Below are 17,158 nucleotides of genomic sequence, written 5' to 3'. Positions count from 1 at the left end.
CTATTTTCGTGACAAGCGGATTATATTTAGCAGTGTCCGCATAATCTGCTGACATGGGGGAAGCCTATAGGTTGTGAATGACAGGAAATTCCATGTGAATGGGAGGGTGACGCTTTGGCAAATCATCTGTTCACCGAAGGAATGACGGCAAATGAAGAGGCTGCTCCCGATCTCTTGAGCTTACGGACACTGTTTGTAAATGTATTTTTTATCGGGGAGCCGGGAAGCCGATCCTGGGTGCTGGTGGATACGGGGATGACAGGATTTACAGACTCGATTATTCGTCAGGCTGAGGAACGGTTTACTGGTCCTCCGGTTGCTATTGTGCTTACTCACGGTCATTTTGATCATGTAGGCTCCGTTATTGAGCTGGTACAGCATTGGGGAGCTCCTGTTTATGCACATCCGCTGGAATTGCCTTTTTTGACGGGAATGCAGGATTATCAGAAACCTGATCCCGGTGTGGGTGGAGGTTTGTTGTCGGGTATTTCTTTTCTATACCCCAATGATGCTATAGATCTTGATGATCGTATTGCTCCCTTGCCTCAGGACGGCAGTGTACCAGGTGCTCCCGGCTGGAAGTGGCTGCACACGCCTGGACATACGCCGGGACATGTATCGCTTTTTCATGAGCATAGACGGTTGCTGGTTGCTGGTGACGCTTTTATTACGGTGAAGCAGGAATCGGCGCTGGCCGTTATTTTACAGGAAAAAGAAATACACGGGCCGCCTGCATATTTTACGACAGATTGGCAGGCTGCTCAGCAGTCGGTGGAAATGCTGGCCGGATTAAAGCCCAAGATTGCAGTTACAGGGCACGGTCATTACATGCATGGAACGGAGCTGAGAGATCAGCTGGATCGACTGGCTGGAGATTTTGAGCGCATGGCTGTCCCCAAACAGGGGCGCTATGTTTAGTGGTGTGAGAAGGACGATGCCTTGTCAGGCGTCGTTTTTTTGTGTCGACGTGGAATTTTTTTGCTGAGCATGGTATAGTCAAGCCAAAAGAAAAACGCTTTCATTAACCATCGTCATTTCATCAAGGAGGATTATTGATGACACAACAGCATGCTGCAATTGGTGATCTTTATTATGGAATACCCGCGATTCGTCTTAAATTTGGGCGATATGAAGCGGTAGCCCTGCCGGGAAACGGTGCGAATCTGATTTCTTTTCGTGACAATGAATTGGGATATTCTTTTTTGCGTGAGCCGGATGCAGACAGCATAGAGGCTTTTAAGCAAAGCCCGTCTGTTTATGGCATTCCTTTCCTATACCCTCCGAATCGGTATGAGGATGGAAAATTCCTATGGAATGGTGTTACATATGAGTTGCCGATTAACGAAGAGGCGACTCACAACCATTTGCACGGCTTTTTACACACCGTTCGGTGGGAGGTAGAGGATTACGGTTCCGGTGAGCAGGGCAGCTATGTGGTAATGAATCAGCGCGTAAGGGAAGGGCATCCCATGTTCCGGTACTTGCCGTTCACCTTTACCATGAAGTTGACGTACAGCCTGGATGAACTCGGCCTACATCAGCGTTATGTGATCCATAACGAGGACAATCAACCGATCCCTAACCTATTTGCCTTTCACACGGCGATTCGTGTACCATTCGTACCCGATAGCTCGCCTGAGGATTACAAGATTAAGGTCACAATCGGTCAACGTCGTGAGCTGACAGAGCGGCTGTTGGCCACCGGACAGTTCCAGCCATTATCCCCGGAAGAGGAACTGCTGAAGACAACGGGAGTTAGTCCTTATTTTGCCTCTATGGATAATCATTACACGGCAGCTCCACAAAATGGACGCAACTACATGGAGCTGACACACAGTAAGACAGGTGCTACTCTCGTATACGATGTAGGCACAGCCTATAAGCATTGGATGATCTGGAACAACAAAGCGAACAAGGAATTTATCTGTCCCGAACCGCAAATGAACATGATCAACGCACCGAATCGTCCGGACTTGCTTGCGGAAGACATCGGTTTAATTGCACTTGCGCCAGGTCATATCTTTGAAACAACCAGCCGTTTGTATTGTGTTACACCTAATAAATCGAAATCCTAGCATTATTGTACCCCAAATAAGCCTACATCGTGTCTAACGGTGTAGGCTTATTTGGGTGGACAAAAAGCTGAAGGTGGCGAGTCCGAATCCAGGGCAGTAGCGTGGTGCAGAAGGAGATTGAAAAACAGTTGCAAAATGAGAACCAGTCATAGTATGATACGAAACAGGAGATGATCAGATGAATCATGATATGGTGCCTTTCCAAGCCGTCAAACGCAAGCAAATTGCCGATGAAGTGGCTGAACAGTTGCAGCGAAAAATAGCTGCTGGTGAATGGAACGTGGGCACAAAGATTCCAACAGAGCCTGAGCTCATGAAGCTCTTTGGGGTCGGACGATCCACTGTGCGTGAAGCGGTTAGCGTTCTGGTACATGCCGGTCTGTTAGAGAAAAAGCAAGGACACGGAACTTTTGTTTGCCAACCGACAACCTCTCAAGAGCCATTGGATTACCGCCTAAGCCGAGCAGAAATCATCGAGGTGTATGAGGTACGGAGTGTGCTGGAGCTTGAGATTGCCAGATTGGCTGCCTTACGCCGTAATGATGAGGATTTACACTTGATGCGGGAGGCGCTGGATCGGCGTGCTGCGACATTGGCCGCTGGAGATATGAATGGGTATCTTGATGCGGATATCGCTTTTCACTTGGCTGTTGCCGGGGCTACACGCAATAAGGTGCTTACAGACGTATATCGCAGCTTTGTAGAGGCGATTCGGAAAGCGCTGAACAACCTCATTACCGATCCAGTAATGCAAAATCATTTTACATTGCAGCATGAGAAAATTTATGAAGCGATCCGGGATCGGGATGGTAAGGCTGCCGAACTGTATAGTATTCAACATTTGGACGGCACCAAGCTGGAGTTGCAGAAGCATATGGCTAGTTCATAATTTTTTTAAGTTTAAACATCTGATGATCGGATGAATATATGGCGATCTGCAAACCTGTTTTTGAGCATCTCCTAATACTAAAGCAAAGGTGGTAACTGTATGCGCAAAATATGGGTGTTGGACACAACGTTAAGAGATGGAGAACAATCACCAGGAGTCAGCCTGACCAGCTCGGAAAAGGTGGAAATTGCCCTTCAGCTTCAAAAGTTGGGTATAGATCGGATTGAGACCGGCTTTCCGGCTACCTCGCCTGGTGAGATATTCAGCATGCAGGAGATTGCCAAACAGGTTACCCAGGCCACACTGGTTGGTTTTGCACGCTCCAAAGAGCAGGATATTGATGCGGTAAGAGAGGCGCTGCGAGGAGCCGAGGATGCCTGTCTTCATTTGTTCCTGGCTACTTCACCTATTCACCGCCAGCATAAGCTGCGGATGGATAAGGAAAAAGTACTAGAGACCGCAGCCGCTGCCATTCGTTATGGACGCAATTATTTCAGCAAGGTAGAATTTTCGGCGGAGGACGCCAGTCGTACCGAGCTGGACTTTATTTGTGAGGTCGTGGATATGGCAATTCGCGCTGGGGCGACAGTCGTCAATCTGCCGGATACGGTGGGATATGCCTCGCCTGACCAGTTCGGTGAAATGTTTAGAGTTGTAAAGCAACAAGTGCCCAGCATCGAGAAAATACAGCTCAGCACGCACTGTCATGATGATCTTGGCATGGCCACGGCCAACACACTGGCGGCTATTCGTAACGGTGTAGATCAATTTGAAGGTACCATCAATGGTATCGGTGAGCGAGCAGGGAATACACCGATCGAGGAGGTTGCATTGGCCCTCGATACGAGAACCGAGCTTTATAACGCACAGACGAGTCTGGTTCTGGAGGAACTGTATGCTACCAGCCGATTGGTGAGCAAGCGAACGGGGATGTCAGTACCAGGGAACAAGGCCATCGTTGGAGCCAATGCTTTTGCACATGAATCCGGCATACACCAGGACGGAATGCTTAAGGAGCGCACAACGTATGAGATCGTATCCCCTGAGCGTATTGGCTTGAAGACGAGTAAGCTTGTGTTGGGCAAGCATTCCGGTCGACATGCGTTCAAGGAAAAGCTGGCGGACATGGGATTTGATAGTCTGACAGAGGAGCAGCTGCAGGAGGCGTTCCACAAATTCAAAGCCTTGACCGACAAGAAAAAGCAGGTGCTGGATGAGGATTTGCTTGTCCTGATGGACGAAAGCCGCAATGTTTCCCCTCAGATTTACACCCTGGACTCCATTCAAGTATCCTACGGCAATCAGTCTGTTCCGGTAGCCTCTATTCGATTGAGTAAACAGGATGGAACAGCCATTGATGAAGTCGCGATGGGTAACGGTTCCGTAGATGCGATTTTCAATGCTATAGATAAAGCAAGTGGTGAAGAGGTGGAACTGGAGGATTATTCAATCCAGTCCGTGACGTATGGCAAGGACGCACAGGGGGAAGTGCATGCCATCTTGAGACAAGGAGAGTACACAGCTCGAGGAAGAGGTACAAGTACAGATATTTTGGAAGCCAGCGCGAAAGCCTACATCGACGCACTGAACAAGCTGCTGGGCAGAAAAGAAGTTCGTGCCAAAGGCAATATTACCATTAGCTGACTTAAAGAGCAGGTTTGTAAGCAATATTCCTTCTCTCCTCTGACCTTATCGTAAAAAAGCGTTTGCAAAATATATGATAACATTTGAAATTTAATGTATAATAGGCAAAGAAGATCACCATATTTTGTCTGAATTTCATAGGCTAAGAGGAGGAAATGAGTTGAACTACCGCATTGAAAAGGATACGTTGGGCGAAATCAAGGTACCGGCAGACCGTCTGTGGGGAGCGCAAACACAGCGAAGCAAGGAAAATTTTCCGATTGGCTCGGAGAAAATGCCGCTAGAGGTTATTCAGGCGTTCGCGGTGCTTAAAAAGAGTGCGGCGATCAGCAACTATAAGCTGGGCAAGCTGTCACAGGAGAAGCAGAACGCCATTATTTATGCAGCGGATGAAATTCTCGCTGGACGGGTCGATGACCATTTCCCACTGGTTGTATGGCAGACAGGGAGCGGTACGCAGTCCAACATGAATGTGAATGAAGTGATTGCTCATCTGGGAAGCCAATGGCTGCAGGAGCAGGGGGAAGATGTAAAACTGCATCCTAATGACGATGTGAACATGTCACAAAGTTCAAACGATACGTTTCCTACGGCGCTTCATGTAGCCGGCGTTATTGCAGTTGAGGATCGCTTGTTGCCTGCCATTGACAAGCTGAAAGAAACCTTCCAACAGAAGTCAGAGCAATTTAAGGATATTATTAAAATCGGACGGACTCACCTGCAGGATGCCACGCCGCTTACACTGGGTCAGGAAATTAGCGGCTGGTATGCCATGCTGGACAAAAGCAAGCGAATCATCATAGACACGGTTCAATACATGAAGGAGCTGGCGATTGGCGGCACAGCTGTAGGTACAGGAATTAACGCTCATCCAGAGTTCGGTACCCGAACGTCTACCGAAATTTCCAACATTACTGGCAAGTCTTTTACTTCCGCACCGAACAAATTCCATGCACTCACCAGCCATGATGAAGTTGTAGCTGTACACGGAGCAATCAAAGCGCTCGCTGCCGATTTGATGAAAATCGCCAATGATGTCCGGTGGCTGGCAAGTGGTCCACGCAGTGGCTTGGGTGAAATTACGATCCCTGCTAACGAGCCGGGCAGCTCAATCATGCCAGGCAAGGTGAATCCGACCCAGAGCGAGGCGCTGACGATGGTCGTTACGCAGGTTATGGGTAATGATGCAGCGATTGGCTTTGCTGCGAGTCAGGGGAATTTTGAACTGAACGTGTTTAAGCCGGTTATTATTTATAATTTCCTGCAATCCGTGAACCTGCTAGCCGATTCAATTGTGGCCTTTAATGATAACTGTGCGGTCGGCATCGAGCCAGACCTCGCTAGAATTGAGCATAATTTGAACAATTCGCTGATGCTGGTGACGGCATTGAATCCATATATCGGATATGAGAATGCCGCTAAAATTGCCAAACTTGCGCATGCGGAAGGATTGTCACTTAAAGAAGCGGCTCTTCGTAGCGGCCTGCTGACCGAGGAACAATTTGACCAGTATGTCGTACCGGCTCATATGATTCACCCTAAAGCATAAAACGCGACTTTTATCGCAGCTAAGTCTACAAAAAACATATATCCAGCTCATGAAGTGCTAAATTAGCACAGACCGTGAGCTGGATTTTTAATTTTCAAATATTTTTTATCCCAGGATTAGTATTCTGCATGATTTGAGGGTATATAGATAGAAGGCGAAGCTGGTGGGTATTCTCGCGCTCATTGTGATCCTGTTTGAAGGCGGGATGCAGACGAAGTTTGCAGATATTAAGCCGGTCATTCGACCTGCGTTGTCGTTATCCACGCTTGGGGTCATCATTACGACTGTAGTCATTGGTGTCTGCGCCAAGTTTATTTTAGGCGTAGGCTGGATGGAATCTATACTGTTTGGGGCTATTGTCGGATCGACGGATGCGGCGGCTGTGTTTTCCGTTTTGGGAGGGAAAAATATCAAGAAACGAATTACCTCTACGCTCGAAGCGGAGTCCGGCAGCAATGACCCGATGGCTGTATTTCTCACAGTTACATTAATTGAGCTGATACACCACCCTGAACAATCCATTTGGATACATATTTTATTGTTTTTATGGGAAATGGGTTTTGGTCTGATCATTGGTTTTGCACTCGGTCGCTTAGGGGTATATGCGATTAATAAAATGAATTTTGACTCATCCGGATTGTATCCAGTGATGGCCTTGGCATTTGCAGTGCTAACGTATGCGGCGGCATCCTTGCTGGAGGCAAGCGGACTACTGGCGGTATATGTCATGGCCATTGTGCTGGGCAACTCCGACTTGACCTACAAGCGGTCCATTATTCATTTTAACAATGGCTTCGCCTGGATGGTGCAGATTATGATGTTCGTCCTGCTCGGACTGCTGGTTTTCCCTGATCAGCTGCTGGGCATTGCGTGGCAAAGTTTGGCGCTTTCCTTTATCCTGATGCTCGTGGCTCGACCGATTGGCGTTTTTCTGAGCTTACTTTTCTCCAGATACTCCATGCGCGAAAAGACGTTGTTATCCTGGGCAGGACTACGGGGAGCAGTTCCTATTGTACTGGCCACCTATCCTTTACTGGACGAGATGGATGTAGGGCCCATGTTTTTTAATGTTGTATTTTTCGTCGTGCTGACCTCTGCGATTATTCAAGGTACGACCATTTCGTGGCTGGCTGTGAAGCTTGGCTTAATGGACCCTAACGAGACGTCGTCGCCTTCATTGCTGGAGCTGGTTTCTCTGGGGAAAACCACTTCGGAAATTAATCATATTCAGGTGCAAAAGGGAATGTCAATTGCGGGCAAAGCGATCCAGGATATGCAGCTGCCTGATGACATTTTATTCACCGCCATTATCCGGAACGAGCAAATTATTGCCCCGAGAGGTACGACTGTGATTGAGCCGGGGGATACATTATATGTGCTCAGCCCCAAACTCAAGCGACAGCAAATGAAAGAACTGTTTATGCTGCTTGAACCGGAGGCAGAACCGTAAAAAGGGGATATGCCAAGCGAATACGGACGTAGTTTAAATAAAGTAAATTGCGAAAACAGTCCTTCACATCTGTGTGGAGGGCTGTTTGTTGTGTTATTTTATAAGGTTGGGAATCTGTTAAAAAATTGACACTATCATTCTACAAAATTAGATTATTATATTGTCGTTAGATGTTGATGTATAATGGATAACAGTGAGTTTTTAAGATTGAAGTCACCATAACGGGAGAGATGTTGAATGAAACCGGAAGTTTTGCCACAGCGTGCAGCAACTCGCAGGCAGAAAAATAAAAAGAAGAAGAAACGAAAAGGTAGATTCGGTCGCTTTATACTGCGACTTTTTATAGTCTTCCTGCTAGCAGGAGTAGGGGGCACGGCTTGGTTATTTTTAACCCCCTCTGGCAAGGATATGCGCTATTTGGCCGCCGATACGCTGATTACTACTCAACATCGCCATTGGGCGAAATATTTTATCGGTGAAGAAGAGGCGCAAAAACGTGTGGCCGAATACTCGGCTCGTTTTGAGCAGATGGGTGAGGAGAGGGACAGACATACGATCAAGCTGCCTGATCTGAAACCGACCAAGTTGCAGCAAACGCCGCTGGTTGAAGTGGAAGAGGTGTCCGGTCGGAATTATCATGGCTATGTAATGACAGTGCATGACCCCACTAAAATCAGACTCGGAATTCCTGCCAAGGCTGGCAGGGGAGAACGAGTATCCAGCATGGTCGAGCGCTTAGGGGCTATTGCTGGCGTAAATGGCGGCGGCTTTGCCGATCCCAACTGGAACGGAAATGGCTTTAAACCGATCGGCGTTGTCATCTCCCAAGGACAGATATACTACAACGATATGGGGAAAAATGCTTCAGTCCAAATCGTAGGTATTGATAAGCAGGGAAAAATGATTGCCGGGCACTATTCACTATCTGAATTGTCCAAAATGAACGTGCAAGAAGCAGTCACCTTTCAGCCACGTTTAATCGTGAATGGTAAAGGTCTGATTCGCAATGCCAGTGAAGGATGGGGAATTGCTCCTCGCACTGCAATGGGGCAAAGAGCAGACGGCGCGATTCTTTTCGTGACCATTGACGGGCGTCAGCCGGGTTACAGCATTGGCGCTAATTTGTACGATATGCAAAATATTCTACTTAAACACGGAGCGGTTATTGGTGCTAATCTGGATGGTGGATCGTCAACCGTGCTCGTTAAAGACCATGCCATAGTCAATAAACCTTCTTCTGAATATGGCGAGCGGTATTTGCCGACAGCGTTTCTCGTATTTGAGCATCCAGAGACCGTCAGTATTCCGAACGTTTGGGCAGGTCTGAATCCTGGAGACATTGACGCAGCCAAAAAGAGATAGATCCGAAACCCAAGAAATGAACGGAGAATGATGATGAAGCTAAAACGAGGAAGATTCCAACGATTGCTTGCCGCCTTGTTTACGTTATCTCTACTTCTTACGGCTATGCAACAAGGAATTGTCGAAGCTGCCGGACAGGGAGACACTGTAACTCCATCAACCCAATCGACGCAGGTAACAAATGTTGTCGTCAATGGGCAGCCATTAAACGCAAAGACAAAACCCATGTTGATCAACGGAAAGCTGATGGTTCCACTTAAACCTTTTGCCGAAGCTGTGGGTGCGACTTATCAGTGGGATGTCAAAAAGAAGCTGGTTACGCTGAAAAAGTGGGCAGAACCCGTGCAGCTTAAGGAACGGTCACGTAAGAATGAGCAGCGACTCACCTATGAGGTGTCAGGTAAAGAAGTGTATATCCCACTGCGGGATGTGTCGGTTGATTTGGGTTATACATTGGAGAAGACAAACGCACAGATACAGGTACAGCCGCCGATCCATGGTGCAATAAAAAAACAAATATATGAGGGGGATCTGGTGACAGCGCGTGATGCGTTCATCCGTTTAAGCGGATATTCTGTCCATCCTTATATCGAAGCTCATTTTCCCAACACCGAGCTCCTGTCTAGTGTCTATATGTTTCCTCAAGGTGAAGCATTGCGTTATTTTACAGTGAATGGGGATGTGCTGAGTCTGGTTGAAGTGAAGGACGGTTTTCCGCTTGTCACCTATCAAGGGTATGTAGGAGCCCCCTTTGGCAAAGAATTTACGATGGAATACGATCCGCTGGAGCTTTTTTTAAAAAATAAAGCCAAAAATCAGTGGGGAGCTTATCCGAAATTAAATAAGCCGCTGGTCTATGAGTTTACTACAGGATGGGGAGACAGCAGCACCACTTATTACGGGCGTATTACAATAGATCATAAAGAAGAATTGCTGGGTACTGCGGGTGATCCGGTAACTGGGCTCCCAACTGATACCAAGCAGATCATGAAAGCCTTCAAGCTGCCATGGGAATCACGGACGGATGCCCAACAGGCGCTGGAATAAGTTAAGAGTCGCACTGATAGATGTAAAAATACAAAAAGCGTGTATCGTTGAAGTTAACATAACTTCCCGGTACGCGCTTTTTTGATGAAATGGGTGATGATATTCCGTTGTTTTCAGGCTTTGATTAAGCGTCATTTTCTGCTTCGAGAAACACGGAGATGAGAACGCGAGCGCTGCTTTCTCCCACGTTTTTGACATAATGGGGAATGGCTGCTCTCCAGCTAAAGGAATCTCCTGCTTCGAGGGTAGCTGAATCCTCACCTTGCTCTACATACACCGTGCCCTCCAATATATAATGAATTTCATCTCCCGCATGAGCATGCTCTTCTTCTGTCGATGAACCTGGTGGCATGTCCACCAGCATCATTTTAACGTTACCCTGGCCACCTAAATGGTCGATCTGAAGGTTGTTTTTACCATACACTGTTTTACGACGCTCGTCCTTGCGAATCACCTGCATCCGCTCTTCATCCTTAAGAAGCAGAAAAGCGAGGGGGACCTTGAGCGCATTAGCGATGCTGTCCAGTGTAGCGATGGAAGGAGAGGTTTTATTGTTTTCCACCTGGCTCATAAACCCTTGAGATAATCCGGTTCTTTCACATATTTGCTGAATGGATAAATTTTTACGTTTACGTGCTGCCCTTATGTTGCATCCTATACCCATAGAGCATTCCTCCTTTAGAAAAATATAATGTATACTAATTTAATATTCATCATACCAAATATTTTGTTGACAGACTATAATTGTTATGATAAATTCACATTACAAAATAATTATTCCTATTACTAATAATTTGTCTTTGTGAGTACTTATATAAGTTACAGCTTAGAACGATATCATTTTATTTTTTTAGTCAAATTATTAGTAATATAAAATAATTATTAATATGTGCTTATACAGGTACGATAATATATTCAGAATGGAGAGATAGACATGAGTTCAGCAAGCAGAAATATTTCTACAATTATGAGGGTGGCGCTAGGGATTTTGTTTTTGGCACACGGAATTGCTAAATTCCAAATGGGCTTGGATAATGTGGCAGGCTGGTTTTCCAGCATTGGCGTTCCAGGATTTTTAGGTTATGTTGTTGCGGTGATTGAATTGGTCGGCGGGATTGCATTAATCCTTGGAGTGCTTACCCGTTATGTAGCCGGAATTTTTGTTATTGTATTGATCGGCGCGATTCTCACGGCCAAATTGTCCGGCGGGTTGATGGGGAATGGTCAAGGTGCGGGCTATGAGCTGGATATTGCTTTTATTTTGGTAGCTCTTCATCTGGTGTTTGCACCGACGACCCGCTTGTCTGTGGATTCTTTATTCAGCCGTCGTACGTCAACAGAACAATAATGTTTGATTAGCCAAGTCGTCCAATCCATGTAGAAAGAGGGAAATCCCATGACAGCACATCTTCCTGACAATACTAAAATCGGGCAGGTTTCATTAAAGGTTAGTAACTTGGAGCGCTCGATTCAATTTTATACTGAGGTGGTTGGTTTCCAACTGCTGCGTGAAACGGCGAATACTGCTGAATTGACTGTCGGCGGAAAGCATACGCTGCTGACCCTAAAATATATTGAAAATGCAGTTATTCTTCCGCGCCAATCCACAGCTGGACTATACCACTTTGCTATTCTTCTACCGAACCGTGTGGCTCTAGGGCTGTCCTTACGTAATCTGCTGGCTCATGAGATTGAAATCGGACAGGGAGACCATGATGTAAGTGAAGCACTATATATCCATGACCCTGATAATAACGGGATTGAAATCTATGCAGATCGTCCTCGCGAGCAGTGGAAAAAAGATACCAATGGATTTTATATTATGGGTACAGATCCTGTGGATGCCGAAGACTTGGTAGCAATTTCTCAGAACTTACCTTGGCAGGGACTACCGCAGGGAACGGTCATCGGACACGTTCACTTCCATGTGTCTAATTTGCTCAAAGCGCAGCAATTTTATTGCGATGTGCTTGGCTTTGACATTACGTCCCGATATGGTTCCTCGGCAATGTTCATCTCCGCAGGAGGCTACCACCATCACATGGGCTTGAATATATGGGCAGGGGAAGGAGCACCTCCAGCTCCCGAGAACGCAGCAGGCTTGGATTTTTTTGAATTGATTGTACCGGATCAGAGGGAATTGGATGCCGTTGTCGCTCGTTTGACAGCAGCAGGCTATGGAGTGCAGGAACTCAATGGAGCCAAGTATGTAGCTGACCCGTTCCGTATTCAAATTAAACTGGCTAACGGCCAAACCTCGTAACATAACAGGAATGCAGGCAGAAAAGGGTATTCTCATAAGCCATTAGGCTGGGAATACCCTTTTTTTGTTTACTAGAACAAGCTCCAATCCAAATCCCGAGACATGGTCTCCAGCAAATGTACACCTGCTGTACTGTTGCCCATACGGTTCAGGGAAGGTCCAACCAATCCAATGCCGTATCGTCCAGGCACCATCGTCATAATTCCGCCGGATACACCGCTTTTGGCAGGCAGTCCAACCTGAATAGCGAACTCTCCTGAAGCGTCATACATACCGCATGTCGTCATAAATGTTTTGGCAATCTGCACATAACGGCGGGGGACCAGAGGTACGCCCGTAACCGGATCACGGCCGTTGTAGGCCAGAACGAGTCCCATGCGTGCCAAATCCGTACAGTTCATTTTTACAGCACAATGTCTGAAATAAACCTCCAGCACGTCCTCGACATGACCTCTCAGAATCCCTTTTTCCATCAGAAAATAAGCAAGGGAACGGTTCAGATGACCTGTGGCAGATTCCGAATCGTAGACATCCTGGTCATATTCCAGCGTGTCATTACTGGCAAGCAGTCGGAAGAATTGCAGAACGCGGGCAAACCTTTCTTCGGGGCTATTTCCGCGAATCAGAGAGGAGACGGCGATGGCTCCAGCATTAATAAGCGGATTAAATGGAATACCTGGCTCGACCAGTTCCAGCTTCAACATGGAATTAAAACGATCGCCCGTAGGCTCCATACCCACTTTGGAAAAGACAACGTCTTCTCCATTATCCATCAGGGCCAGAATGAGCGTAAATACTTTTGAGATGCTTTGCATTGTAAATTGGAGTTCCGTGTCCCCGGCTACCACGGTCTCACCCGCACCGTTCATGACAACAACACCCAGCGCTTCAGCGGGCGCTTTGGACAATTCGGGAATATACGCCGCTACCTTGCCATGAATATACTCGTGACGGCTTTGTTCCACCCATTCCGGCAGTTTGGTTTGTAGTCTCTGCCACTCCGATGTCATTTCTTTTCCTCCAGTCGAGTAACCATCCTGTGGTATTGTTATTGTAGAGCATTAAGTGATAGCTATACACTTATTCTAAAGAAATTTTCGGTCGAAAGACAAGCTCTAATTGGATTGGATGAAAGGAGGTAGATGACTTGTCATCTAACAATAACTCAAATTTTGATGAAGACTACTGAGGCGTTAACACAATGGCCGCAGCTAAGAAGCGATACCTTTTTGGAATATCGGATTCAATATTTGATTGCTCATGGCGAACTTGAATTTCTAGGGATGCCGGGAATGCTACACCTGATGTCATTTCTTCTCCTCCAGCTAAATTCCCATTTTAATGTAAAGTTGTGATTATAGTTTATCCATAAATGACTTCTACGCCTCATGGAGCAAGCCTTAATTGATATGAATGTTAATGGGAGAGGGAGATGAAGTTAAGCATGTTACACGGTACATTAGCGGATTACCCACGGGATCAAACAATTCATCAATTGTTTGAGGAGCAGGTCGAGCGCTCACCGGAGCAAGTGGCAGTCGTATTTGGAGACAAGCACTTGACGTATGCTGATCTAAACAAACAGGCCAATCAACTTGCACGCGTTCTGCGGGCCAAAGGCGTAGATACAGACGAGCCTGTAGGGATTATAGCCGAGTGCTCATTGGAGATGATCGTCGGGATTTTTGGGATTTTAAAAGCCGGGGGAGCCTATGTGCCCATTGACCCCGAATATCCCAAGGAACGTCTACGCTATATGCTGACAGATTCTGGCGCAAAGCTTCTGCTAACCCGGCTGCCAATTAACCAACAAGTGGGGCTTGATGCTCTTGTGCTGGATTTAACGAACCAGCAAAATTATGGAGAAGAAACAGAGAATCTCACATCTATTCATAGTTCAGATGCGCTGGCTTGCATTATGTACACGTCTGGCTCTACGGGCGAGCCTAAGGGAAACCTGACAATGCATTATAATATTACTCGGGTTGTTAAAAAGACGAATTACATCCAATTTGCGACTAAAGATCGTATATCACAAATGGCCAGTTTTTCGTTTGATGGTTCTACATTTGGTATATACGGGGCTCTGCTTAATGGAGCCACCCTCGTTTTGACCCCACAAGCTCAAATCATGAATGCACGTGAGCTGTCACGCGTACTACGGACACAACAAATCACGAAATGCTTCATTACGACAGCGCTTTTTAATGCATTGGTGGATATTGATCCCGATTGCTTTGCAACACTTGAAGCCTTGCTATTCGGCGGTGAAAAGGTGTCGGTCAGCCATGTGCGTAAAGCATTTACCCACCTAGGCCCCGGTCGTTTAATTCATGTCTACGGACCGACTGAGAGCACGGTATTTGCAACTTTTTACCGGATTGATCATTTGGACGAAAATGCCAATACCATCCCGATTGGCAAACCAATCAGTAATACGTCGGTTTACATTCTGGATCATGATCAGCACCTTCTGCCACAAGGAGTTGCAGGTGAACTATGCATTGCCGGGGATGGATTAGTTAGAGGTTATTTGAACCGCCCCGAGTTGACACAGGAAAGGTTTATTCAGTCTCCATGGGTGCCGGGAGGCAGGTTGTACCGAACCGGAGATTGGGTAAAAGAGCAAACGGACGGAAATATCGAATATATCGGACGGATCGACGATCAAGTAAAAATAAGAGGCTTCCGAATTGAGCCAGGAGAAGTAGAGTCACATCTATTAAAAATTAATGATATCCAGGAAGCCGCTGTTATCGCGCGTGAAGATGAGACGGGTCAGAAGCAGCTGGCAGCGTACTTTACTGCGAACCAAATGCTGACATCAGATGAACTTAAAAACACTCTCTCTGCAAAGCTGCCGAGCTATATGATTCCATCTTTTTTTATGCAATTAGAACAGATGCCGCTGACACTGAATGGAAAGCTGGATCGCAAGGCACTGTTGGCTCTTAAAGGTAATTTGCATACTGGAGCAGCATACGTGTCCCCTGAGCCAGGGCTGGAAGCCAAGCTGATGGAAATCTGGCAGGATGTGTTAGGTATTCAGCAGTTCAGTGTTTTAGATAGCTTCTTTGACCTCGGCGGACATTCTATTCATGCACTTACGCTGATGTCGAGAATGGAGCGGGCAGGATTTCATACCACTTTGACAGATATATACCACTATAAAACGATCCGGGCCCTCGCTGCTTATCTTCATTCGGCTTATCATGATGAACGCTCCAAAAAGCAACAGGGCATCATAGAAACCAAACAAGAAATGATTTCTTGGCTGCACCAAGAAACAGGGGGTGTTTACGAGCTGGTGAAATATCAGGTGCGAGATTTCCTTCACGAAGTTAGAGATATTCAGGTGCTTTACTCGGGCCCTGACGCTGACATTGACGTTAACCATATCATACGGATCATGGATGGGAAAATTGCTAAAGAACTATTACCACACTATATTGTACCAATGCATCAAAAATCTAAAATGGATGATCAATACTGGACCATCAATGAAGAGGTGTTTTTCCAGTGTCTGGACTTGAAAGGCATGGATACGGATAAAGTAGCAAGGTTTCGCAAGCAGCTGGAGGACGATTATTGGAGAAAAGATCAATGGGTTCTAACGGGACAAGTGGCACAAGAATATCCACTCAGTGGAATTCAACAAATGCAAATTTCGTTTCATACACCACCCAGTGTAGGCATTTTTCGGCTGGACGAGTATGTGAATTATGATTTTCTGAATCAGGCCTACGCTCAATTTGTACAAAGTCAAGGATTACTGAGAAGCGTCCCTGTCCCAAGAGATGGGTGGACATTTTGGAGAGAGTATGTACTTCCTGACGCTAACCTGCCAAAACTTAAGATCATCGACGTGTCGGATAGCAGTCCCTGTGGGCCCTTTTCGGAAATGATAAATGATTACATTACAAATACCCGATACATCGGAGAGCATACTTTGTTTCACATGTTTGTGCTGAAACGAAATCTGCGTGAGCATTACGTCATAACTCTTTATCATCATGCTATATGTGATCGGGTGACCTCGGAGGTGGCTGAACGACAGATGCTTGCTTGCTACAGAAGCCTGCTTCAGAACCAATCCTTTCCTACCGATGAAGGGAAGCCCTATGCAGAGTATGTGAAACAAATCCAAAGTGGGCCCAAACGAATTACGGAACAAGAATTGATGACATCCTTTCAGCTGGAAGCGTTTCAAAAAAGCAAGCAGGACCTTTTACGATCCCTCAAGCTAAGAACGAGCACCGAAGCCTATCTGTTTAGCGTGAGCATCCCGGCTGAAAACCCATCTTTAGAGTTGGCGCTTTCTGTCTATACAAGGGGCTTGCAAACTTATTTAGGCATGGATAAGCTGCCATTGTTATTTTTATATGATGGAAGAAGGTATGACGAGGCGGCGTATTATAACACGGTTGGTGAATTTATTGATTTTGTGCCTATGTTGATGGATATGAAGCAGAATCCAGATGAAATGCTGCAGTCTGTCAGAAGCAGGCTGGATTTATTAAAACGCCATACTATCAATTTTATGGATCTACTTACAAGCCCTGCTTACAAAAAACAGTGGGAGCGGACCCGAAAACTTGTACAGTTTGGGAAGCAGTATGAGCACCTAGATGTATTCATGTTTAACTATTTAGCCAATAGTACCAGGGAAGGCCTGAAGTACAGTCATTATTACGATGATGCTGTCATAAAGCAACCGAATCCGCTCCCGATCTATTCACTGTTCAACTGCATTGCTTCCTCCTACATGGACGGTCTTATTTTTTCTATGCGCTGCAGCTACGAGATAGAGGTTGAGGAAGTCAGGACTGCTTTTTATCAAGCGGCTGGTATAGCATCCCAGATAGGAGAGGTTTAATAA

General features: G+C 46.3%; 13 protein-coding genes and 1 pseudogene. 12 read left to right on the top strand and 2 right to left on the bottom strand.

What is annotated here, in order from left to right; all coding sequences use genetic code 11:
• Nucleotides 1-114 precede the first annotated feature (114 nt).
• The 8 genes and pseudogenes from GCU48_RS24475 to GCU48_RS24440 all read left to right on the top strand — a co-directional run bounded on the left by GCU48_RS24475 (nt 115) and on the right by GCU48_RS24440 (nt 10,016).
• Nucleotides 115-918: an MBL fold metallo-hydrolase gene (locus tag GCU48_RS24475; RefSeq protein WP_152381756.1), complete on the top strand. Its 804-nt coding sequence runs from the start codon at nt 115-117 to the stop codon at nt 916-918.
• 137 nt (nt 919-1,055) lie between these two features.
• Nucleotides 1,056-2,075: an aldose 1-epimerase gene (locus GCU48_RS24470; protein WP_152381755.1), complete on the top strand. Its 1,020-nt coding sequence runs from the start codon at nt 1,056-1,058 to the stop codon at nt 2,073-2,075.
• A gap of 178 nt (nt 2,076-2,253) precedes the next feature.
• Nucleotides 2,254-2,964 (top strand): FadR/GntR family transcriptional regulator, encoded by a 711-nt coding sequence (locus tag GCU48_RS24465; RefSeq protein ID WP_025718574.1) that lies wholly within the window; start codon nt 2,254-2,256, stop codon nt 2,962-2,964.
• A gap of 99 nt (nt 2,965-3,063) precedes the next feature.
• On the top strand, nt 3,064-4,608 hold the full coding sequence (locus GCU48_RS24460; protein ID WP_152381754.1) for a 2-isopropylmalate synthase: 1,545 nt from the start codon (nt 3,064-3,066) through the stop codon (nt 4,606-4,608).
• A 160-nt stretch (nt 4,609-4,768) separates the two neighbouring features.
• Entirely contained in the window at nt 4,769-6,157 is a 1,389-nt protein-coding gene (gene fumC / locus GCU48_RS24455) for a class II fumarate hydratase (protein WP_152381753.1), read from the top strand.
• Between the two features lie 157 nt (nt 6,158-6,314).
• A pseudogene (locus GCU48_RS24450) lies at nt 6,315-7,607 on the top strand (potassium/proton antiporter); the annotation flags it as partial.
• Between the two features lie 237 nt (nt 7,608-7,844).
• A complete protein-coding gene (locus tag GCU48_RS24445) occupies nt 7,845-8,969 on the top strand; it encodes a phosphodiester glycosidase family protein (protein ID WP_152381752.1) in 1,125 nt (374 codons plus the stop codon).
• A 33-nt stretch (nt 8,970-9,002) separates the two neighbouring features.
• The gene (locus tag GCU48_RS24440) at nt 9,003-10,016 is read left to right on the top strand and encodes a stalk domain-containing protein (protein WP_152381751.1); all 1,014 of its coding nucleotides are present in this window, start codon (nt 9,003-9,005) and stop codon (nt 10,014-10,016) included.
• A gap of 124 nt (nt 10,017-10,140) precedes the next feature.
• On the opposite strand, the gene GCU48_RS24435 is transcribed toward GCU48_RS24440, so the two are convergent.
• Nucleotides 10,141-10,680, bottom strand: coding sequence for a helix-turn-helix domain-containing protein (locus GCU48_RS24435; RefSeq protein ID WP_152381750.1), 540 nt, complete (start codon nt 10,678-10,680; stop codon nt 10,141-10,143).
• Between the two features lie 270 nt (nt 10,681-10,950).
• Between GCU48_RS24435 and GCU48_RS24430 the strand changes: the two genes are divergently transcribed.
• Nucleotides 10,951-11,364 (top strand): DoxX family protein, encoded by a 414-nt coding sequence (locus GCU48_RS24430; protein ID WP_025718560.1) that lies wholly within the window; start codon nt 10,951-10,953, stop codon nt 11,362-11,364.
• A gap of 48 nt (nt 11,365-11,412) precedes the next feature.
• Nucleotides 11,413-12,279, top strand: a complete 867-nt coding sequence (locus tag GCU48_RS24425) for a VOC family protein (RefSeq protein WP_152381749.1) — start codon at nt 11,413-11,415, stop codon at nt 12,277-12,279.
• Nucleotides 12,280-12,350: 71 nt separating this feature from the next.
• Here GCU48_RS24425 and glsA read toward each other — a convergent pair whose 3' ends face one another.
• A complete protein-coding gene (gene glsA / locus GCU48_RS24420) occupies nt 12,351-13,289 on the bottom strand; it encodes a glutaminase A (protein WP_025718557.1) in 939 nt (312 codons plus the stop codon).
• Nucleotides 13,290-13,421: 132 nt separating this feature from the next.
• On the opposite strand from glsA, the gene GCU48_RS24415 reads away from it, so the two are divergent.
• Entirely contained in the window at nt 13,422-13,634 is a 213-nt protein-coding gene (locus GCU48_RS24415; protein WP_307499236.1) for a DUF3658 domain-containing protein, read from the top strand.
• Between the two features lie 77 nt (nt 13,635-13,711).
• Nucleotides 13,712-17,155, top strand: coding sequence for a non-ribosomal peptide synthetase (locus GCU48_RS24410; protein ID WP_244315937.1), 3,444 nt, complete (start codon nt 13,712-13,714; stop codon nt 17,153-17,155).
• The last annotated feature ends 3 nt before the right edge of the window (nt 17,156-17,158 follow it).

Source organism: Paenibacillus brasilensis, from assembly GCF_009363115.1.
Classification (GTDB): domain Bacteria; phylum Bacillota; class Bacilli; order Paenibacillales; family Paenibacillaceae; genus Paenibacillus; species Paenibacillus brasilensis.
Note: the sequence above shows the minus strand (reverse complement) of the source record. Positions and strands in the feature narration are given on the sequence as shown.